The sequence below is a fragment of the Actinoplanes sp. TBRC 11911 genome, assembly GCF_012933445.1.
GTDB lineage: Bacteria > Actinomycetota > Actinomycetes > Mycobacteriales > Micromonosporaceae > Actinoplanes.
The window spans coordinates 106892-127066 of sequence record NZ_JABBNC010000012.1; the positions used below are offsets into that span (position 1 = coordinate 106892).

Annotated in this window: 16 protein-coding genes and 1 riboswitch; of the genes, 8 read left to right on the plus strand and 8 right to left on the minus strand. The window is 70.0% G+C overall.

What is annotated here, in order from left to right:
* Positions 1 to 27: 27 nt before the first annotated feature.
* The 3 genes from HH310_RS18765 to HH310_RS18775 all read left to right on the plus strand — a co-directional run bounded on the left by HH310_RS18765 (position 28) and on the right by HH310_RS18775 (position 2899).
* The gene (locus tag HH310_RS18765) at positions 28 to 657 is read left to right on the plus strand and encodes an SDR family oxidoreductase (protein WP_169176871.1); all 630 of its coding nucleotides are present in this window, start codon (positions 28 to 30) and stop codon (positions 655 to 657) included.
* A gap of 26 nt (positions 658 to 683) precedes the next feature.
* Entirely contained in the window at positions 684 to 1394 is a 711-nt protein-coding gene (locus tag HH310_RS18770) for a tetratricopeptide repeat protein (RefSeq protein WP_169176872.1), read from the plus strand.
* A gap of 134 nt (positions 1395 to 1528) precedes the next feature.
* Complete coding sequence (locus tag HH310_RS18775) at positions 1529 to 2899, plus strand: Hsp70 family protein (protein WP_169176873.1); 1371 nt, start codon at positions 1529 to 1531, stop codon at positions 2897 to 2899.
* Here HH310_RS18775 and cobF read toward each other — a convergent pair.
* On the minus strand, positions 2865 to 3614 hold the full coding sequence (gene cobF / locus HH310_RS18780) for a precorrin-6A synthase (deacetylating) (protein WP_169176874.1): 750 nt from the start codon (positions 3612 to 3614) through the stop codon (positions 2865 to 2867). The two genes, HH310_RS18775 and cobF, sit on opposite strands and share 35 nt — an antisense overlap.
* A gap of 130 nt (positions 3615 to 3744) precedes the next feature.
* Here cobF and HH310_RS18785 point away from each other — a divergent pair, with 130 nt between their 5' ends.
* Positions 3745 to 4116, plus strand: a complete 372-nt coding sequence (locus HH310_RS18785) for an Hsp20/alpha crystallin family protein (RefSeq protein ID WP_169176875.1) — start codon at positions 3745 to 3747, stop codon at positions 4114 to 4116.
* Between the two features lie 57 nt (positions 4117 to 4173).
* Here the strand turns inward: HH310_RS18785 and HH310_RS18790 are convergent, their stop codons facing one another.
* From HH310_RS18790 to HH310_RS18815, 6 genes are all read right to left on the minus strand, one after another.
* On the minus strand, positions 4174 to 4818 hold the full coding sequence (locus HH310_RS18790) for a carbohydrate-binding protein (RefSeq protein ID WP_312034193.1): 645 nt from the start codon (positions 4816 to 4818) through the stop codon (positions 4174 to 4176).
* A complete protein-coding gene (locus HH310_RS18795) occupies positions 4785 to 5816 on the minus strand; it encodes an ABC transporter ATP-binding protein (protein ID WP_169176876.1) in 1032 nt (343 codons plus the stop codon). Before HH310_RS18795 ends, HH310_RS18790 begins: the two co-directional genes overlap by 34 nt.
* Positions 5813 to 6862 carry an ABC transporter ATP-binding protein gene (locus tag HH310_RS18800; RefSeq protein ID WP_169176877.1) on the minus strand — a complete coding sequence of 350 codons (1050 nt, stop codon included), beginning with the start codon at positions 6860 to 6862 and terminating at the stop codon, positions 5813 to 5815. The genes HH310_RS18795 and HH310_RS18800 overlap by 4 nt, the downstream gene beginning before the upstream one ends.
* Positions 6863 to 6877: 15 nt before the next feature.
* Positions 6878 to 7867, minus strand: a complete 990-nt coding sequence (locus HH310_RS18805) for an ABC transporter permease (RefSeq protein ID WP_169176878.1) — start codon at positions 7865 to 7867, stop codon at positions 6878 to 6880.
* 71 nt (positions 7868 to 7938) lie between these two features.
* Positions 7939 to 9699 (minus strand): ABC transporter substrate-binding protein, encoded by a 1761-nt coding sequence (locus HH310_RS18810; protein WP_312034194.1) that lies wholly within the window; start codon positions 9697 to 9699, stop codon positions 7939 to 7941.
* Positions 9700 to 9772: 73 nt separating this feature from the next.
* Positions 9773 to 10822, minus strand: coding sequence for an ABC transporter permease (locus tag HH310_RS18815; RefSeq protein WP_169176880.1), 1050 nt, complete (start codon positions 10820 to 10822; stop codon positions 9773 to 9775).
* Positions 10823 to 11460: 638 nt separating this feature from the next.
* Between HH310_RS18815 and dinB the strand changes: the two genes are divergently transcribed.
* Positions 11461 to 12654, plus strand: coding sequence for a DNA polymerase IV (dinB, locus tag HH310_RS18820; RefSeq protein WP_169176881.1), 1194 nt, complete (start codon positions 11461 to 11463; stop codon positions 12652 to 12654).
* Here the strand turns inward: dinB and cobN are convergent.
* On the minus strand, positions 12651 to 16442 hold the full coding sequence (gene cobN / locus HH310_RS18825; RefSeq protein ID WP_169176882.1) for a cobaltochelatase subunit CobN: 3792 nt from the start codon (positions 16440 to 16442) through the stop codon (positions 12651 to 12653). The two genes, dinB and cobN, sit on opposite strands and share 4 nt — an antisense overlap.
* A 54-nt stretch (positions 16443 to 16496) precedes the next feature.
* Positions 16497 to 16570, minus strand: a riboswitch (cobalamin riboswitch).
* 128 nt (positions 16571 to 16698) lie between these two features.
* On the opposite strand from cobN, the gene HH310_RS18830 reads away from it, so the two are divergent.
* The 3 genes from HH310_RS18830 to HH310_RS18840 are packed head-to-tail and all read left to right on the plus strand — an operon-like array spanning position 16699 to position 20103.
* Positions 16699 to 17964 carry a precorrin-3B synthase gene (locus HH310_RS18830; RefSeq protein ID WP_312034195.1) on the plus strand — a complete coding sequence of 422 codons (1266 nt, stop codon included), beginning with the start codon at positions 16699 to 16701 and terminating at the stop codon, positions 17962 to 17964.
* The gene (locus HH310_RS18835; RefSeq protein WP_169176884.1) at positions 17961 to 18581 is read left to right on the plus strand and encodes a precorrin-8X methylmutase; all 621 of its coding nucleotides are present in this window, start codon (positions 17961 to 17963) and stop codon (positions 18579 to 18581) included. Before HH310_RS18830 ends, HH310_RS18835 begins: the two co-directional genes overlap by 4 nt.
* A gap of 7 nt (positions 18582 to 18588) precedes the next feature.
* Positions 18589 to 20103, plus strand: coding sequence for a precorrin-2 C(20)-methyltransferase (locus HH310_RS18840; protein ID WP_169176885.1), 1515 nt, complete (start codon positions 18589 to 18591; stop codon positions 20101 to 20103).
* Positions 20104 to 20175 lie beyond the last annotated feature (72 nt).

Here is a 20175-nt window from a genome sequence, read left to right on the forward strand (position 1 = left end):
CGATTCCGGCGGTTACAAAATGGGTGCATGGACATTCTCGTTGTGGGCGGGCACGGCAAAATCGCCCGTCGCCTGCTGAAGTTGTTGGCCGCTCAGGGGCACACGGCGCGCGGCCTGATCCGGAACCCGGCCCAGGCCGCGGACCTGCAAGCGGTCGGCGCGGTCCCGGTGCTGGGCGACATCGAGGCCGAGGACTCCCTCTCGGCGTACGTGAAAGGCGCCGACGCGGTGGTCTTCGCGGCCGGGGCCGGACCGGGCAGCGGCGACGCGCGCAAGCGGACGGTCGACCTGGCCGGGGCGCTCAAGCTGGCCGACGCGGCCATCGACCAGGGCGTACGCCGGTACGTGATGATCTCCACGGTGGGCGCGGAGGCCCCGGCGAACCGTGCGTACTACGAGGCGAAGGCGGAGGCCGACGCGTACGTGACGGCAACCGGCCTGGACTGGACAATCGTGCGTCCCGGGAGTTTGACGGACGAACCGGGCACCGGCCTGGTCAGCACGTACCGCGAGCTCGGCCACCGCGGCCGGGTCACCCGCGATGATGTGGCCGCCGTGCTCGCCGCCTGCCTCACGACCAGCTCGGCGGACACCGTCGGCGTGACCTTCGAACTTCTCGAGGGCACGACCCCGATCGACGACGCTCTGCGTTTTTAAGCGTGCCCGCAGTAACGTGACGTCCTATGGGGAGTGAGCCGACGGCACGGGGTCTGCTCGCCGCCGGCGGCGAGGCCGCTCTCGAGGCGGCCTTCAGCACCGGGGACTACGCGCCCGCGTGGCGCATGCTGGAGTCCGCCTGGGAGCGGGCGCACGCCGACGGCGACCGGATCACCGAGGCCGCCGCCCTCACCCGCCTGGGCATGCTCGCGCACTTCGCGGCGCTCAGCGACCTCACCCAGGCCGACTGGGAGAGCGAGGAGCGGCTGTTCGCCGCGGCCCTGACCATGCAGAAGGACGAGGGCGACCTGGCCGGGCAGGCCGAGTCGCTGCTCGGTCTGGGCCTGGTGCATCAGGTGCTGCGCGGCGACTGGCGGACGGCGATGCCCTTCTATCGGGAGGCGCTGGGGCTCGCCGAGGAGCACGCGGACGAGATGGTCCGCTCCGAGGTGCACCGCCACATCGGGTTCTACTACGTGTTCGTCACCGCCGACTGCGAGAAGGGCCTTCGGCATCTGCGCAAGTCCCAGGTGCTGCGCGAACGCTACGGCGACCCGCGCCGGATCGCGACCGGCACCCTCGCGCTGGGCGAGGCCGAGCTCGCCGCGGGCAACCGGACCACGGCGGTGCGCCTGCTGCGCGAGGCGGTCCAGCAGGCCCGCTCGGCCGGCCTGAGCGAGCTGCGGATCGACTGGGCCGAGCGCGCGCTACAAGAGGCCGAGGCCAAACCGGCCTGACAGTCGGATGTCCGACGGATTGATGCTTGTCAGTTCTGACCCGATGTTAGTTTGACGCACGGGTTCCATTTGGTGAAACACGGTCATAGGGGGCGGCCTTGACCGAGTCAGCCGACGCGCCATCCCTCCACAGAGTGATAGGTATCGATATTGGTACCACGTCGTGCACGGTCGCGGTCTGGGACGGATCCCGCGTGGTCGTGCTGCCACCCACCCCGTCCGTGGTCGGGCAGAACAAGGCGGGTCAGGTCGTCGTCGGCCAGATCCCGGCGGCCGGCCGGGAAAGCGCCGTCGCCGGCATCAAACGCGTGCTGGGCAGCGGCGAGCAGATCCGCTTCCGCGGCCGGACGTATCGCACCCGGGAGATCTGCGCGTTCCTGCTCATCGAGCTGAAACGGCAGGCCGAGGCGTACGTCGGGGGCCCGGTCTACGACGCGGTGATCACGGTGCCGTCCTCGGCGGGCGAGACCCAGCGCCGGGCGTTACGCGAGGCGGCCGGGCTGGCCCAGCTCAACGTCCGCCGGCTGCTCGACGACACGGTTGCGGCGGCGGCCGGGTTCGGCGCCGACCGCCCCGGCACGTACGCCATCTACGACCTCGGCGGCGGCACCTTCGACGCGGCGATCGTGCGGATCGGCCCGGGTGGCGTGGAGGTCCTCGGCACGGCCGGCGACCCCCGGCTGGGCGGCGACGACTTCGACGACCGCATCGCCGAGTTCGCGCTGCGCCAGATCCGCGAGCGCCACCACGTCGACCTCAGCCGGGACGCGCACATCCGGCGGCGGATCCGCTGGGAGGCGGAGATCCGCAAGCGGGAGTTGTCGGTGGCCGACTCGGTCACGCTGGACCTGCCGGTGCTCACCGCGACGGTCAGCGCCAGCGTGCCGCTGTCCCGCCGCGGGTTCGAGGCCATGATCGAGCCGGACGTGGACCGGTCGCTGGACTATCTGGGCGCGGCCATGCTCGCGGCCGGGGTCGGCCGGGCCGCCATCGAGCAGGTGCTGCTGTCCGGCGGGTCGACCCGGATCCCGTTGATCCGGCAGCGCCTGGCCCGCTATTTCGGGCTGACACCGACCGACATCCGCACCGACCTCGACCCCGAGGAACTGAACGCGCGCGGGGCCGGGTTGATCGCCCGCGATTTCGAGTCGGCGCCGCTGTTCGAGGGGATGGCGGCCGGCCTGTTGAGCGGGAATCTGCGGCTGCGCGCCGAGATGGCCGACCCGGCCCCGGAGCCGCCGATCAGCGAGCAGGTGCCCGACCCGGCCGCGCCGATCCCGGAGCCGCCGGCCGAGACCCCCGCCGACTTCCGCCGGGTCGCCGAACGCAGCCACGACGTGCTGAGCACCGGGCCGAACCACGGCCACGACGCCCTGCGCTCGGCGTACCTGGGGTTCGTACGCGCCGTCCAGGCCGCCGACGCCGACGCGCGGCTGGCCGAACTGGGTGAGGCGCTGACCGCCGAGTTCGCTAGGACCGACGACGCAGCAGGTACGTGTCCATGATCCAGCCGTGCCGCTCGCGGGCGTCCGACCGGACCTCCTTGATCTCGTCCGCCACGTCGGCCACCGTCCCGGACCGCAGGATCTCGTCCGGCGTGCCCACGTAGGCACCCCAGTAGATCTCCGCGTCCGGGTGGGCGGTGAACGCCTGCTGCGCGTCGAGCATGACGACCACGTCGTCGACGCCGTCCGGCCAGCCCTCGGCCAGCCGGCGCCCGGTGGTGACCTGGAACGGCTGCCCGACCCGGTTCAGCCCGACCCGATGCTTGGCGGCGAGCGCGGAAATGCTGCTGATGCCGGGGATGACCTCGTACTCGAAAAGGGTTTGGCCGCGCTCCAGGATCTCGTCGAGGATCGCGATGGTCGAGTCGTAGAGCGCGGGGTCGCCCCAGACCAGGAACGCGCCGATCTGGTCGTCGCGCAGGTTTTCGGCGATCAGCGTCTCGGTGATCTCGGAGCGCCGATGACGCCAGTCCGTCACCGTGCCCTCGTAGTCACTCGGCGTGCGGTCGCGGTCCGGATCGCGGCCTTCCGCCACCCTTTTACCCGGTCGCCCGTACGCCTTCATCAGCTGTTCCCGCAGTTCGATCATGCTGGCCTTGGTTTCACCCTTGTCCAGCAGAAAGAAGACGTCTGTGCGCCCGATCGCTTTGGCCGCTTGCAAGGTGAGGTGGTCAGGATCACCAGCACCGATCCCGATTACATAGATCTTCCGCACGCATAGCAGTCTGCCCCACGGCCCATGTCTCCCCCGTCACGGGCCGACCGGGAATCTCCCAGCATGATTACCGGTTCCCCCACCTGGGCCTTTAAAGCTCAGACAAGAAGAATCCGCTGGAGGAAACATCATGTTGCTTCGCAGCGCGACCGTCCGGGACCTGGACCGGCTGACAGCTCGTGTGTTCGAGTGCTCTGGCCGCAGTTCCAGCTGCCGGTTGGATGCGTATCGGATCGACGATGACTACTACATCGACATCGAGCTGCCCGGCGTTGACCCGGCGGACATCGACGTGACGGCAGGCGACGACAGCCTGACCGTACGCGCCGAGCGCAAGCCGACCGGAGGCAACGAGCAGCGGAACCCCGAGCGCAAGGCCGAGCCGTTCACCCGCGAGGTAGCCCTCGCCGAGCGACTCGACACGGACCGTCTCGAGGCTCGCTACGACAACGGCGTCCTGACCTTGAGGATCCCCCTCTTGGACGAGCCCGCCGCCGCCTGACCCCCGGGCGAACGCACAAAAGCCGCGCAGCTTCCACTGCGCGGCTTTTCCGTGCGCTCAGTGCTTGAACTGCAGCCAGTTCAGGTTGACGAACTCGGCGCCGTCCGGCCGGCTGAAAGTCAGATAGACCGCGTGCGTCCCGGTCACCGGCTTCAGCGTCACCAGCTCGGTGCGCCAGTTCTGCCATCCTCCGGTACGCCTGACGGACAGCGTTCCGGCGATCTCACCGTCCGGTTTGTCCAGGCGCACGGCCATCTGCCCGCCGTCCGCGGCGTCCGAGGCGACCCGGACTTCGAGCTGGGTAGCCGGCACCGGTCCGAAGTCGATGTCGTCGTAGCGCAGCGAGTCGCCGGGCGCGATCCAGCCCACGTTCTGCCCGCCGCCCTCATCCGTGGTGTCCTGGGTCTGGATGCCGTTGAGCGCGTCCGCGCTCTCCGCCTGGATCTTCCGATAGACCGTCGGGGACGGCGGGGGCGTCGTCGGGGCGGGCGGCGCCGAGGACGGCACGACCGCGGCGGCCGGCGGCGCGACCACCTTGATCGGCGCCGGGGTGTCCTGCCAGCGGCCCACCAGGTACCCGACGAGCAGCAGCGCGACGCCGGCGAGCCCCGTGAGAGCTCGCCGGCGAAGGACGTACGACCTGGTCCGGTAGACGGAGGGTGCGCCGCTCAGACGACCGCGCCTTCCTCGGGAAAGTGGCACGCCGCGACGGTGCCGTTCGGCTTGATCGTCAGCGGCGGCGTCTCAGTGGCGCACTTCTCCTGCGCCTTCCAGCAGCGCGTGCGGAACACGCAGCCGCTCGGCGGGTTGATCGGCGACGGCACATCACCCTCCAGCTTGATCCGGCCGGCCGGGCCCAGCTTAGTCACGTCCGGCACCGCGGAGAGCAGCGCCCGCGTGTACGGGTGAGCGGGGTTCTCGTAGATCTGCTTGCGGGTGCCGGTCTCGACGATCTTGCCCAGATACATGACCGCGATGCGCTCGCAGAAGTGCCGGACCACGGCCAGGTCGTGCGCGATGAACACGAACGCCAGGTCGAGGTCGCGCTGCAGCTTGCGGAGCAGGTTGACCACCTGCGCCTGGATCGACACGTCCAGCGCGGACACCGGCTCGTCGGCCACGATGATCTTCGGGTGCAGCGCGAGGGCGCGGGCGATGCCGATGCGCTGACGCTGGCCACCGGAGAACTCGTGCGGGTACCGGTTGTAGTGCTCCGGGTTCAGGCCGACCGTTTCCAGCAGCTCCTGCACGCGCTTCTTGACGCCGCCGGGCGGGTTGATCCCGTTCACCTGCAACGGCATCGCGATGATCCGGCCGACCGTGTGCCGCGGGTTCAGCGAGGCGTACGGGTCCTGGAAGATGATCTGCATGTCCTGGCGCAGCCGGCGCAGCTGCCGTCCCTTGGCATGCGTGATGTCCTGACCCTCGAACGTGATCTTGCCGGCGGTGGCCTCGATGAGCCGCACGAGCATCCGGCCCGTCGTCGTCTTGCCACAGCCCGACTCGCCCACCAGGCCGAGCGTCTCGCCCGGACGGACCTCGAAGCTCACCCCGTCGACCGCGCGCACCAGCAGACTCGAACCGAGCACGCCGGAGCGTACCGGGAAATGCTTCTGCAGGTTTTCGACCTTGAGCAGCGGCTCCCGGCTCGACGCGGGCGTGGCCGCGGAGTCTTCCGCCGCATCCACCAGATCTGTCATTGGGCCACTCCCGCGTGCGCGATGTCCTCTTGGTAGATCCGCAGGCGATCCGCCGCGGACAGGTGGCAGGCGACATGGTGGCCGTCCTGCCCGGTCGAGCGCAGCTCGGGCGCCTCGGTGAACGAGCGGTTGCCGTTCTGGCCGGCGTAGCGGCAGCGCGGGTTGAACGCGCACCCGGACGGCAGGTTGATCAGGCTGGGCGGGTTGCCCTTGATCGGAACCAGGTCGATCTCGGCGTCGCCGTGCAGCGACGGCACGCTGGCCAGCAGACCCCACGTGTACGGGTGCTGCGGCGAGCGCATGACCTGCTCGACCGATCCGGTCTCGATGGCCCGGCCGGCGTACATGACCAGCACGTCGTCGGCGATCTGCGCGACCACGCCCAGGTCATGGGTGATCATGATGATCGCCGAGTTGAACTCGCGCTGCAGGTCTTCGAGCAGGTCCAGGATCTGCGCCTGCACGGTCACGTCCAGGGCCGTGGTCGGCTCGTCGGCGATCAGCAGCGCCGGGTCGTTGACCAGCGACATCGCGATCATCGCGCGCTGCCGCATGCCGCCGGAGAACTCGTGCGGGTACTGCTTGGCGCGGCGCTGCGGCTGCGGGATGCCGACCCGGTCGAGCATGTCCACGGCCCGCTTGGCGGCCTCGGCCTTGCTCGCCGACGGATGATGCACCCGGTACGCCTCGGCGATCTGCACGCCCACCTTGTAATAGGGGTGCAAAGCGGACAGCGGGTCCTGGAAGATCATCGCCATGTCCTGGCCGCGCATCTCGCGGATCTTCTCATCGTGCATGCCGACGATGTTGGTGCCGCCGATCGAGATCTCGCCGGCCAGTTTGGTGCGTGCGGCGTTGTGCAGACCCATCACGGCCATGCTCGTGACGCTCTTGCCGGAGCCCGACTCGCCGACGATGCCGAGTGTCTGGCCGCGGCGCACCGAGAAGGAGACGCCGTCCACGGCGCGGACGAGGCCGTCCTCGGTCGGGAACTGCACCTGCAGGTCGCGTACCTGAAGGTAGGGGTCGTCTGGGGAAACTGACATGGGAACTCCGTTACCTCAGCCGAGCCGGACGCGCGGGTCGATGACCGCGTACAGCAGGTCCACGATGATGTTCATGGCCACGATGAAGGTGGCGGCAAGCAGGACCGTGGCGAGCACGATGGGCAGGTTCAGGTCCTCGACAGCCTGGACGGAGGCCTTCCCCAGGCCCTGCAGACCGAAGATCGTCTCGGTGATGACCGTGCCGCCGAGCGCCGCGCCGATGTCCAGGCCGGCGATCGTGACGATCGGGGTGATCGCCGCGCGCAGCGCGTGCCGGGTGTAGACCTTGGTCTTCGGCAGGCCCTTGGCGCGGGCGGTGCGCACGAAGTCCTCGGAGAGGGTCTCCAGCATCTGCGCCCGGGATAGTCGCGCGTAGAGCGCGGAGTTGAGGAACCCCAGGGTGATCCACGGCAGAATGAGGCCATAGGCCCACTGTCCCGGATTCTGGGTGAACGGGGTATAGGACGGCGCGGTCAGCCAGCCGGTGCTGTAGACGAATATCAGCAGCAGGACAAGGCCGAAGAAATACACCTGGAGCGACGCGCCGACCAGCGAGGTACCGATGGCCAGGCGGTCGAAGATCGTGCCTTTCTTCAGCGCGGATGCCATGCCCAGCGACACCCCGATGAGCAGCCAGAGGATGGCCGAGCCGATCACGATGCTCACGGTCACCGGCAGCGTGCGCTTGATGATGTCCAGGACCGGCTCGTCGGTGCGGAACGAATACCCGAGGCAGGGCGCCGGGCACTCGCGGGCGAAGTCACCCTCGCCGATGGTGCGGCCGGCGAAGATGCCCTTGACGAACGTCCCGTACTGGTCGATGAGCGGCTGGTCGAGGCCCAGCCGGTGTTCGACCTGGGCGATCTGCGTGGGGTTGCAGTTCTTGCCGCACATGACCGTCGCCGGGCTGGAGGGCACGGCGAAGAACAGCACGAACGTGATGATGCTGATGGCGAACAGCGTGGTCACCGCGAGCAGCAGCCGCCGGATGACGAACCTGAGCATGGCGTGGCACCTATTTCTTACCGGGGGCGTGGGCGGCCTGATGGCCGCCCACGCCCGGCGGTGTGGAGAAGTTACGGCTTGACGTAGACGTTGATCAGGCCCGGCCAGCCGAACGCGCTGCTGTCGAACGCGTTACCAACCTTGGATCCGACGAGCGTGTAGGCACCGTCGTAGTAGGCCGGAACCACCGGCGCGAAGTCCGTCATGATCTTCTTGTCCAGCGCGGCCCACGCGGCGGCCCGGTCGGACGCGCTGGGCAGCGTGCCGATCCGATCGATCTCCGTGTTGACCGACTGCTCGTTGAAGTACGACAGGTTCTGGTTACCGGTCGGGGTGATCTGGCGGCCGTCGAACAGCGGCGGGATGACCGTGCCCGGGTCCGGCCAGTCCGAGCCCCAGCCACCGAGGTAGATGTCGTACGGGTTGTCCTTGCGGCCGACCTCGGTGTAGTAGTTCGTCGGGTCGATCGACTTCGTGGTCACCTGGAAGCCGGCAGCCTCGAGGCTCTTACGAGCGGCCTCGGCCTGCGCGGCGCGCGGCGGGGTGTTGGCGTAGGCGAGCACCAGCGCCGGCGGCGGGGTGCTGCCGAGCAGTTCTTTGACCTTGGCCGCGTCACCGGTCGCCGGGGCGTTGAAGGCGTCGTACTTCTGGTAGCCCGCGACGGTCGGCGAGAGCAGCGTGGTGGCCGGCGTACCGGCCGGGGTGCCACCGATCGCCTTGAGGACGGCGTCCTTGTCGATCGCGTAGTTCAGCGCCTTGCGGACGTTGAGGTCCTTGATGCGCTGCGTGTTGATGTAGTAGTACCAGACGTACTGCGTCGGGCCCTCGAGAACACGTGCCTTGACGTCCGGGGTGGTCGTCTTGGCAAGCTGCGCCGGCTGCACGTCCTGCCAGCCGAGGAAGCTCTGGTCGGCCGGAGCGTCGGCGATCAGCCGCTCGTTCACGGCGTCGGCCTGCAGCGTGAAGTTGAACGTGAACGTGTCCGGCAGCGCGGTGCGCAGCGGGTCGGTGTTCGCGTCCCAGTTGGTGTTGCGCTCCAGGACCAGGCTGTTACCGAGCTGGTAGGACTTGATCTTGTACGGGCCGGACGAGAACGGCCGGCGGTCGTAGTCGGTCTTCTTGTCCTGAGCGGCCGGCACCGGCGCGGTCGTCGTCAGCGTCGCCGCGTAGGGCATGTCGCAGTGCGGCTTGGCGAAGGTGAACACGATGGTCTGGTCGTCCGGCGTGGTGACACCGGGCGGCAGAGCCGCGCCGCCGTTGTAGGGGCCTTTGTAGTCGGCGTTGTAGTCGGCGCCCTTGTCGGTCAGCCACTGCTGGATGTAGTGCGGGCCCTCGGACAGGTCCGGGGAGAACGAGCGGGCGACGCCGTACGCCACGTCCTTGGAGGTGACCGGCGTGCCGTCCTCGTACTTGATGCCAGGGCGAAGCTTGAACTGCCAGACCTTGCAGTCCTTGTTGACGTCGGTGCCCGGGTCCGTCGCCAGGTCACCGATGACCTTGAGGTTGCCCTTGCCGTCCTCGCGATAACCGGTCAGCGTGCGCACGAGAAGCTGGTCGGCCATCTGCGCCACGTTGACGTAGGCACGCGCCGGGTCCAGGTGCTCGAAGCCGTCCGGGAGGAAGACGCCGAGGTTGCCACCCTTCTGTCCACCATCGACGGCCGGGGCAGGCGCCTTGTTGTCGGCGGCGTCGTACGAGATCGCGCCGGCCTGGACGTTGACCGCCTTGTCGCCGCCACTGCTGTCGCTGTCATCTGTCGTCTTGCTGCAGCCGGAGGCCACCAGCGCGACGGTCAGAACACCGACGCCCAGAGCTCCTATCTTCAACCGCACGGTTGTTCCTTTCCTGTTCCCTCTAGGGATGTGGTCGATCCCTGGCCTCTTGTGAAGGAAAGCTTGTCGATGCCTACCGCGACGACTTCGGGTCGAGGGCATCGCGTAACGAGTCGCCGAACAGGTTGAAGGCGAGCACGAGAAGGAAGATCGTCACGCCGGGAATGAACGTGTACATCGGATCGGCCGAGAGGTACTGGATGCTGTTGAAGATCATCCGGCCCAGGTCCGGGGTCGGCTCCGTGACGCCGATGTTGACGAAGGCGAGCGCCGCCTCGGCGGTGATGAACGCCGGCACGTTGAGCGACACGGTGACGAGCACCGGCGCCCAGATGTTCGGCAGCAGCTGGCGGAGCAGGATGTGCCCGGTGCCGGCGCCGGACGCGCGGGCCGCCTCGACGAACTCGCGCTCCCGCAGCGAGATCACCTGGCCGCGGACGAGGCGCGCGGTGTTGGTCCAGTTGAAGATCGCGAACGTCGCGATGATCATGCCGACCCGGAAGCTGGCCGGGATGTTGTCACGGGCGTTGAAGAACCTGTTCTCCACCACCGGGATCGCCGCCAGCGCGAAGATCAGGAAGGGGAAGGCCAGGGTCAGGTCGATGATCCAGCTGATCATGCTGTCCAGCCAGCCGCGGGCGTATCCACCCACGACGCCGACGAGCACGCCGATGGTGGTGGAGATCAGTGCGGCCGCGAACGCGATGAGCAGCGAGGTGCGCAGCCCGTAGACGAGCTGCATGAGGATGTCCCGGCCGAGGCCGGGCTCGAGGCCCAGCGGGTGGGCGCCGCTGATGCCGCCGAGATAACCGATCGGCAGAGCCGCGAAGTCGGTCAGTTGGCTGGTGAACTGGTCGGTCGGGCTGGTCCCGGTGATCTTCTCGATCAGCGGCGCGCACAGGGCGACGATCGCGGTGATGATCAGGACGATCGCGCTGAACCTCGCGGTGCGGTCCCGCTTGAGGCGGAGCCAGGCGAGTTGACCAGGCGAACGGCCCACGATCGCCTTCGCCTCGACCGGGCTGCCGGGCTGCTCGGCGCTGGGGTCCACTTGAAGAACCGCAGCGGCCGTCTCCTCATTGCCCGGGCTGCGCGGGCCGGGCTCGGCCGTCGTGTTGCTCATGGTGCGGTGTCTCCTTGTGGGCGACTGGTGGTGGCCGGTGCGGGGTTTCCCGGGCGCCTCATGGGCGGGACTTTCCGCGTTCGGCCGCCCCCATGGGACGGCGCACCCCTCAGGCTGTTCGGCCTGAGAGGCAATTTGGTTGCTGGGACAGCAAAGTAGTCCGGAACTCGTCTGTAGGAAATGATTTGACGCATCGAATGAATAACGGCCCGGGAAACACTGGCATGTCCGGTGTCACACCAAGGGTCGTCTAAACCGGTTTTAAATCACCCTAATCGGGCTAGTCATGGGGCGTTTTGCCCGAAATCCTGGTTCAGAGGGCAATCGTACTGTTGCGCAGAGTCATCCAAGTCCTAGGCTCAGACTGTTTCAAGCCTGTTTCATGACGGTACGTACACCGCGCGCGAGGATCGATGAATCGTCAGCCCAGGGGTGCGCCGTCGCTCAGGATCGTCGGCGCAAGGCGGTGACCAGGGCGAATATCGACGGACGGAAGCGGTTCCGAACCGAAGATCTTGCTCCGTGACAAGAAACGCACGGTAATGCATTCGCCACAGCGAATGGCGATGTTATTAGCTTGACGGTATGACGCTTAGGCGCCCGTCTTTGCGTACCGCCTCGGGGCAGCCTTCGAACACATGTTCTATATTCGATGGGTGGCCATCCTCCACGCCGACCTGGACGCCTTCTACGCGTCCGTCGAGCAGCGCGACGATCCGGGCTTGCGCGGCCGCCCGGTCCTGGTCGGCATGGGCGTGGTGCTCGCGGCGAGTTACGAGGCCAAGGCCCTAGGCGTCCGTACGCCCATGGGAGTCAGCCAGGCGCGCGCCCTGTGCCGGGACGCGGTCGTCGTGCCGCCGCGCATGTCGGCGTACTCGGCGGCCAGCAAGGCGGTGTTCGAGATCTTCCGGGAGACGACGCCGATCGTCGAGGGCATCTCGATCGACGAGGCGTTCCTCGACGTGACCGGCCTCCGCAAGATCAGCGGGACGCCCCGGGAGATCGCCGGACGGTTGCGCCTCTCGGTCCGCGACCGCGTCGGGTTGCCGATCACCGTGGGTATAGCCGACACGAAGTTCCTCGCCAAGGTCGCGAGCGCGGTCGGCAAGCCGGACGGGCTCCTCGAGGTGCCGCCCGGCCAGGAGCTGGCGTTCCTGCATCCGCTGCCGGTCGAGCGGTTGTGGGGCGTCGGCCCGGTCACCTCGGGCAAGCTCCGCGACCGGCGGATCCACACGGTCGGTGACGTCGCACGGATCGGCGAGGCGGCCCTGGTGTCCATCCTCGGCGGGCACGCGGGCCGGCATCTGCACGCGCTCGCGCACAATCGCGACCCGCGCCGGGTCCGCACCAACCATCGCCGTGGATCGATGGGTGCGCAGTCCGCGCTCGGGCGCCGGCAACGGCCGTTCACCGAGATCGAGGCGACGCTCGCGGCCCTGGTCGACCGGGTGACCAAGCGGATGCGCGGCGCCCATCGCTCCGGCCGGACGGTCACGCTGCGTCTGCGTTTCGACGACTTCGGTCGCGCCACGCGGTCACGCAGCCTGCTGAAGGCGACAAATCAGACTCGCACCATTTTGGACACCGCGCGGCTTTTGCTCGCCGAGAACCGGCCGCTGATCGAGACCCGCGGCCTGACCCTCGTCGGCGTCGCGGTCAGCAACCTCGACGGCGAGGGCAACGTGCAGCCGTCCCTGTTCGACGAGATGGCCGGCGACCGCCTGGACGACGCGATGGACGCGGTGCGGGACCGGTTCGGCTCCGCTCTGCTGACCCGCGCCGCGTCGCTGGGCCGCGAGCTCGGCCCGTCCGTGCCGATCCTCCCGGACTAATCCCCATCCTCCAGGTCGCCCTCGGTCTGGAGGTAGATCTCGCGCAGCGCGTCCAGCGTCGCCGGGTCGGGTGACTCCCACAGCTTGCGGTCGGCGGCCTCCAGCAGGCGCTCGGTGATGCCGTGCAACGCCCACGGGTTCGACTCGGTCATGAACTTCTGGTTTTCCGGGTCCATCACGTACGACGCCGCGAGCTGCTCGTACATCCAGTCGGTGACCACACCGGCCGTCGCGTCGAAGCCAAACAAGTAGTCGACCGTGGCGGCCAGCTCGAACGCGCCCTTGTAGCCGTGCCGCTGCATCGCGGCGATCCAGCGTGGATTCACCACGCGCGCCCGGAAGATCCGGGCGGTCTCCTCGGTCAGGCTGCGGGTCCGTGCGGCGTCCGGGTTGGTGGAGTCGCCCACGTACGCCGCCGGAGCCTTCCCGGTCAACGCCCGCACCGTGGCGATCATGCCGCCGTGATACTGGAAGTAGTCGTCCGAGTCGGCGATGTCGTGCTCTCGCGTGTCGATGTTCTTCGCGGCGACGTCGATCCGGCGGTACGCGTTCTCCATGTCCGGCCGCGCCGGCACGCCGTCCAGCCCGCGACCGTAGGCGAAGCCGCCCCACACCGCGTACACCTCGGCCAGGTCGGCGTCGTCGCGCCAGTTGCGGCTGTCGATCAGCGGGAGGATGCCGGCGCCGTACGCCCCCGGCCGCGAACCGAAGATGCGGGTGGTGGCCCGCCGCCAGTCGCCGTGCTCGGCCTGGTCTTTCAGCGCGTGCGCCCGGACGTAGTTGTCTGGCTCGTCCAGCTCGGCGATCATCCCGAAGGCGTCGTCGAGCATCGCGACCACGTGCGGGAAGGCATCGCGGAAGAACCCGGAGATCCGCACCGTGACATCCACCCGGGGCCGGCCCAGTTCCGCCCGGTCGATGATCTCCAGGCCGCTGACGCGCCGGGAGGCCTGATCCCAGACCGGGCGGACGCCGATCAGCGCGAGGATCTCGGCGATGTCGTCGCCGGCCGTGCGCATCGCGCTGGTCCCCCAGGCGGAGAGGCCCACCGAGCGGGGCCAGTCGCCGTAGTCGGCGCGGTACCGCTCCAGCAGCGACTCGGCCATGGCCTGGCCCGTCTCCCAGGCGAGCGCGCTCGGGATCGCCTTGGGGTCGACCGAGTAGAAGTTGCGCCCGGTCGGCAGCACGTTGATGAGCCCGCGCAGCGGCGACCCGCTGGGCCCGGCCGGCACGTAGCCGCCGTCCAGCGCGTGCAGCACGTTCCCGATCTCGTCGGTGGTCCGGGCGAGCCGCGGCACGACCTCGCGGGCGGCGAACTCGAGGACCTCGCGCACCTTGTCCCAGGCGGGCCCGTCCCCGGCGCCGGCCGGAGCGGCCGTTGCGTCCTCCGGCGTCGTCCCTCGAGCGGCCGCCGTCGTCCCCACCCCGGTGAGCAGCGCCTTCTCCGCGTCGGCGATCAGCGCGGCCAGCGCCGGAGGCAGGGCCGCCTCGGCTTTCTCGGTGCGCCGCGCCTTGTTGGCCCCGGCGTGCAGGGCGGCCCACACGGTGCCCGCCGTGGCCCGCACCTCGCCCACCGCCTCGACGGCATCGCCGGTCAGGACCCGGATGATCGCCTCGGTGGCGTCCAGCGGCCAGGCCAGCTCCTCCATCGACGTCACCAAGGCGCGGGCCTGCTGCTCGACGCGGTCGGTCTCGGTGGTCGAAGCGCCGTCCGTGAGCCCCAGCGCCTCACGCAGCCCCGGCAGCGCCGCCACCTGCCCCGCCCACATCTGGCGGGCGCGCAGCATCGACAGCACCAGGTTGACCCGCGCCTCCCCGGTCGGCGCGGCGCCCAGCACGTGCAGCCCGTCGCGGATCTGCGCGTCCTTCACCTCGCACAGCCAGCCGTCGACGTGCAGCACGAACTCGTCGAACTCCTCGTCGCCGGGCCGGTTCGCCAGGCCCAGGTCGTGATCCATCCGGGCGGCCTGGATCAGCGTCCAGATCTGCGCCCGGATCGCCGGCAGCTTCGCCGGGTCGAGCGTCGCGATCGCCGCGTGCTCGTCCAGCAGCTGCTCCAGCCGCGCGATGTCCCCGTACGACTCGGCCCGCGCCATCGGCGGGATCAGGTGATCGACCAGCGTGGCGTGTGCCCGCCGCTTCGCCTGGGTGCCCTCGCCCGGGTCGTTGACCAGGAACGGGTAGATCAGCGGCAGGTCGCCGAGCGCCGCGTCCGGCCCGTCCGAGGCCGACATGCCCACGTTCTTGCCGGGCAGCCATTCCAGGTTGCCGTGCTTGCCGACGTGCACCACCGCGTGCGCGCCGAACTCGTCGGCCACCCAGCGGTAGGCGGCCAGGTAGTGATGGCTGGGGGGCAGGTCGGGGTCGTGGTAGATGGCCACCGGGTTGGCCCCGAAACCGCGCGGCGGCTGCACCATGACCACCACGTTCTCGTCGCGTAGCGCGGCCAGCACGATGTCGTCGCCGTCCACGTACAGCTCGCCGGGCGGCGGACCCCAGTGGCGTTGCACGCTCTCGCGCATGTCGTCCGGCAGGGTCGCGAACCACCGCGCGTACGCACTGCCGGAGATCCGCACCTTGTTGCCGGACAGCTGGTCCTCGGTGAGCCAGTCCGGATCCTGCCCGCCGGCCGCGATCAGCGCGTGGATCAGCCCGTCGCCGTCGTACGAACCGAACTCGCCGATCCGGTAGCCGCGCTCGGCCATCGCCGCGAGCAGCGCGACCGTCGAGGCCGGGGTGTCCAGGCCGACCGCGTTGCCGATCCGGGAATGCTTGGTCGGGTACGCCGAGAGCATCAGCACGATGCGGCGCTCCGCCGGCGGGACGTGCCGCAGCCGGGCATGCGCGACCGCGATCCCGGCGACCCGGCCCGCGCGCTCCTCGTCCGCGACATACACCGAGAGACCGTCCGGATCGATCTCCTTGAACGAGAACGGCACCGTGATGATCCGCCCGTCGAACTCCGGGATCGCCACCTGCGTCGCCGCGTCCAACGGGGACAGTCCGTCGTCGCTGGCCTGCCACTGCGCCCGGCTCCCGGTCAGGCACAGCGCCTGCAGGATCGGCACGTCCAGCCCGGCGAGCACGCCGACATCCCAGGCCTCGTCGTCGCCACCGGCGGTGACGGCGGCCGGCTTCGTACCCCCGGCCGCCAGGACCGTCACGATCAGGACGTCGGCCTTGCGCAACTCGGCCAACAGCTCCTCGGGCGCCGTACGCAGGGAGGCCGTGAACAGGGGCAACGCGCGGGCGCCCCGCTGCTCGATGGCCTGGCACAGCGTCTCGACGAACGCCGTGTTGCCGGCCATGTGGTGTGCCCGGTAATAGAGGATCGCGACGGTCGGCCCGTCACTCCGCGCGCTCTCCCGCGGCAGCGGCCCCCACAGCGGCGCGGCGGCCGGCGGCGCGAACCCGTGACCGGTCAGCAGCACGGTGTCGGACAGGAAGTCGTGCGCCGCGGCCAGGTTTTCCGGCCCGCCGTGCGCCAGGTAGGCGTGCGCCTCGGCGGCCACGCCGGCCGGCACACTCGACAGCTTCATGAGATCGGCGTCCGGCTGCTGCTCGCCGCCGAGCACGACCACCGGGACCGGCCCGGCGAGCAGCGCGTCGAGCCCCTCTTCCCAGGCGCGGCGCCCGCCCAGGATGCGCACCACGACGAGCTCCACCGCGTCGAGCAGGCCGGGAAGATCGTCGACGGACGTCCGCGCCGGGTTGGCAAGCCGCCAGGCGGAGCCACTCGCCCGCGCGCTGAGCAGATCGGTGTCGGAGGTCGACAGCAGCAGAAACACGTAATGCTCCCCTCGAGGTCCGCGCCCCAAGTTCGAAGGTGATGTCGGCAACCGGAGTCTCTGGCTCCCTGCCCAGTTCAGGGCGGGTGACAGTGGCGGGACCGCGCCGGAATCACACCGGCTTCCTCCGTAGTGTCGCCGCTCGTGGCCCCAAGCCTCCCGGGCCGCGCTACGCCGAGTCAAGCCGGGGTCGGGTGTGTGACGATGCCGACCCGAGGATGCGTTCATGTCAGGGGCCGAACGTAGTATCCGGGCCGTGACTCACCCCGTCCGTGTCCGCCGGTCCGACGTCGATGCGTGCCCCGGCGCGCTCCGTCTGCACGCCGCCGCGGACGGTCCGCTGGCCCGCGTGCGGGTTCCCGGCGGCATGCTGACCGGCGCCCAGATCGCGGCGCTCGCGGATGTCGCGCGGGCGTACGGCGACGGCTGGCTGGAGCTCACCTCGCGGGCGAATGTCCAGCTCAGAGCCGTCAACCGGGGAACGCCGGCGGCACTGGCGGCACAGTTGTGGAGCGCCGGCCTGCTGCCGTCGGAGGCTCACGAGACGGTTCGTAACATTGCCGCTCCGCCGTTGGCCGGTTCGCTGATCCGATCGTTGGTTCGTGCTTTGGACGAGGGCCTGTGCGGCGAACCGGCGTTGGCCGCTCTACCGGGCCGCTTCCTCTTTGCGATCCACCGGGTTGCTGTCGATGCCGACGTGGCGGTGGCGCCCACCGATGCCGTTACACCGACCGCCGACGTCGCTTCCGCCCCCGACGCCGCTCTCACCCCCGATGTCACGAAAAATCCGCTCTTCGCGGTCTTTCTCGGCAATGTGGACAGCGGCCTACGCGTCCCCGCGGACCAGGTCGTGCCGGCGATGCTGGCCGCCGCACACGCCTTCCTGACCGAGCGCGCCGCGGACAACGCAGCGGAACGCCCGGCCTGGCGCCTGCGCGAACTGCCGGACGGCCCGGCCCGAGTCGCCCGCCGCACGGCCGAGGCGCTCGGGTTGCGCCGCACGGCTTCGAGCGCCGTCCGACCCCCCTCTTCCGCCGAGCGCACGCCGATCGGCGTCGTCGAGCAGGGCGACGGCTTGTTCGCGGTGGGCGCGCTGGTGCCGCTCGGCCGCCTCGGCGGTCCGGCCGTGGACCTTCTCGCCGGCGCGGACCACGTCGTCGTCACCACCGCGCGCGGGATCGTCGTGCGCGACCTCAGCGCCGCGGCCGCGCAGCGATGGCAGCGCGACCTGGCCGCGGTCGGGCTCGAGGTGGATCAGGAGTCGCGCTGGACCGGCGTGACCGCCTGCGCCGGGCGGCCGGGATGCGCGAAGGCGCTCGCCGACGTCCGCGCCGACGCCGAGGCGACCACCTCGCACGTCGACGGCCTCCCGGTGCACTGGGTGGGCTGCGCGCGCGGGTGCGGCAGCCCGTCCGGCGCGCACGTCCGCGTCGAGGCCACCGCCGACGGCTATCTGGTCGGCGACATCGCCACGTCCATGGTGGAACTAGGGGAAGTTGTAGCGGGGGCTAGGAGACGGTGATGGAGTACGAGCGGGACGGTGCGGAGATCTATCGGCAGTCGTTCGCCACGATCCGGGCGGAGGCCGATCTCGCCGGGTTCCCGGAGGACGTGGCACGCGTGGTGGTGCGCATGATCCACGCCTGCGGGATGGTCGATCTCCCCGGCGATGTGGCCCACAGCGCCCAGGTCGCGACCGCCGCCCGCAAGGCTCTGCGGGACGGGGCTCCGATCCTGTGCGACGCGATGATGGTGGCCTCGGGCATCACGCGCAAACGCCTCCCGGCCGACAACGAAGTGATCTGCACGCTGCGCGACCCGAGTGTGCCGGCTCTGGCCGACACGCTGGGGACGACGCGTAGTGCCGCCGCGCTGGAGCTGTGGCGGGATCGGCTGGCGGGCAGCGTGGTGGCGATCGGCAACGCGCCCACCGCGCTCTTCCGGCTGCTCGAAATGATCGAGGGCGGCGCCGCCCGGCCGGCCGCCGTACTGGGCATTCCGGTGGGGTTCGTCGGGGCCGCGGAGAGCAAGGAGGCGCTCGCCGCGTCCGATCTGGAGTATCTGATCGTGCGCGGGCGCCGCGGCGGCAGCGCCATCACGGCCGCCGCGGTGAACGCGCTGGCCTCGGAAGCGGAGTAACAAGGCGATGAGCGGACGGCTGTACGGAGTGGGCGTCGGACCGGGCGACCCGGAACTGGTCACGGTGAAGGCGGCGCGCCTGATCGCGGAGGCCGATGTGATCGCGTACCACGCGGCCCGGCACGGGCGCAGCAACGCGCGCGCGATCGCCGAGCCCTATCTCCGCGAGGGCCAGATCGAGGAAGCCCTGATCTACCCGGTCACCACCGAGGGGACCGACCATCCGGGCGGCTATCAGGGGGCGATCGACGAGTTCTACGCCGAGGCGGCCGCGCGCCTCGCGACCCACCTCGACGCCGGGCGGACCGTCGTCGTGCTGGCCGAGGGCGACCCGTTCTTCTACGGGTCCTACATGCACATGCACAAGCGCTTGTCCGACCGGTACGAGACGGCGGTCGTCCCCGGCGTGACGAGCGTGAGCGCCGCCTCGGCCGTCCTGGGCCGGCCACTGATGGAACGCGACGAGACCCTGACCGTGCTGCCCGGCACGCTCCCGCCCGCCGAACTGGCCGCCCGGCTCGCCGCGACCGAGTCGGCCGCGGTGATGAAGCTGGGCCGCACCTTCGAGGGTGTCCGGGAGGCGTTCGCCAAGATCGGCCGGCTGGACGACGCCTTCTACGTGGAGCGCGCCACCACCGACCGCGAGCGGACGGCACCGCTGAAGGACGTCGACGCCGATTCGGTGCCGTATTTCTCGCTGGCACTGCTACCCAGCCCGGCCGCCACGGCCTTTGTCCAGAAAAATCCGGATGAAGCCGGCGACGGGAGCGTGACCATCATCGGGCTCGGGCCGGGGGATCCGATCTGGCTGACCGCCGAGGCCCGGCTCGCCGTCGCCGACGCCGACGACCTGATCGGCTACGGGCCGTACGTCGAGCGGGTGGCCGCCCGGCCCGATCAGCGGCGCCACCCCTCGGACAACCGGGTCGAGGCCGAGCGGGCCGCGTTCGCCCTCGACCTGGCCAAGCGCGGGCGCCGCGTGGTCGTGGTGTCGTCCGGTGACCCCGGGGTCTTCGCGATGGCCGCCGCCGTGCTGGAGGTGGCCGACGACCCCGCCTGGAAGGACGTGCCGATCCGGGTGGTGCCGGGGCTGACCGCCGCGCAGGCCGTCGCGAGCCGGGCCGGCGCCCCGCTGGGCCACGACTTCTGTGTGCTGTCGCTGTCCGACCGGCTCAAGCCCTGGTCGGTGATCGCCGACCGGCTCGCCGGCGCGGCCGCCGCCGACCTGGTGATCGCGATCTACAACCCGGCGTCGAAGAGCCGCAAGGAGCAGCTCGTCCGGGCCCGGGAGCTGCTGCTGCAGCACCGCGACGCGGCGACGCCGGTGGTGATCGGCCGGGATGTGGGCGGCCCCGAGGAGTCGGTCCGGATCACCACGCTCGGCGAGCTGGACCCGGCCACGGTCGACATGCGGTGCCTGCTGATCATCGGGTCGTCGCAGACCCGGACGATCCAGCGCGGCGACGGTTCGGCGCAGGTTTTCACGCCTCGGCACTACCCCAACCGTCCGGAAACCGATTAGCACTGCCGATGCAATCAGCAAGTTCCGACACCACGGCATCCAACCAACCGAAAGAAGGGGCGCCACCGAATA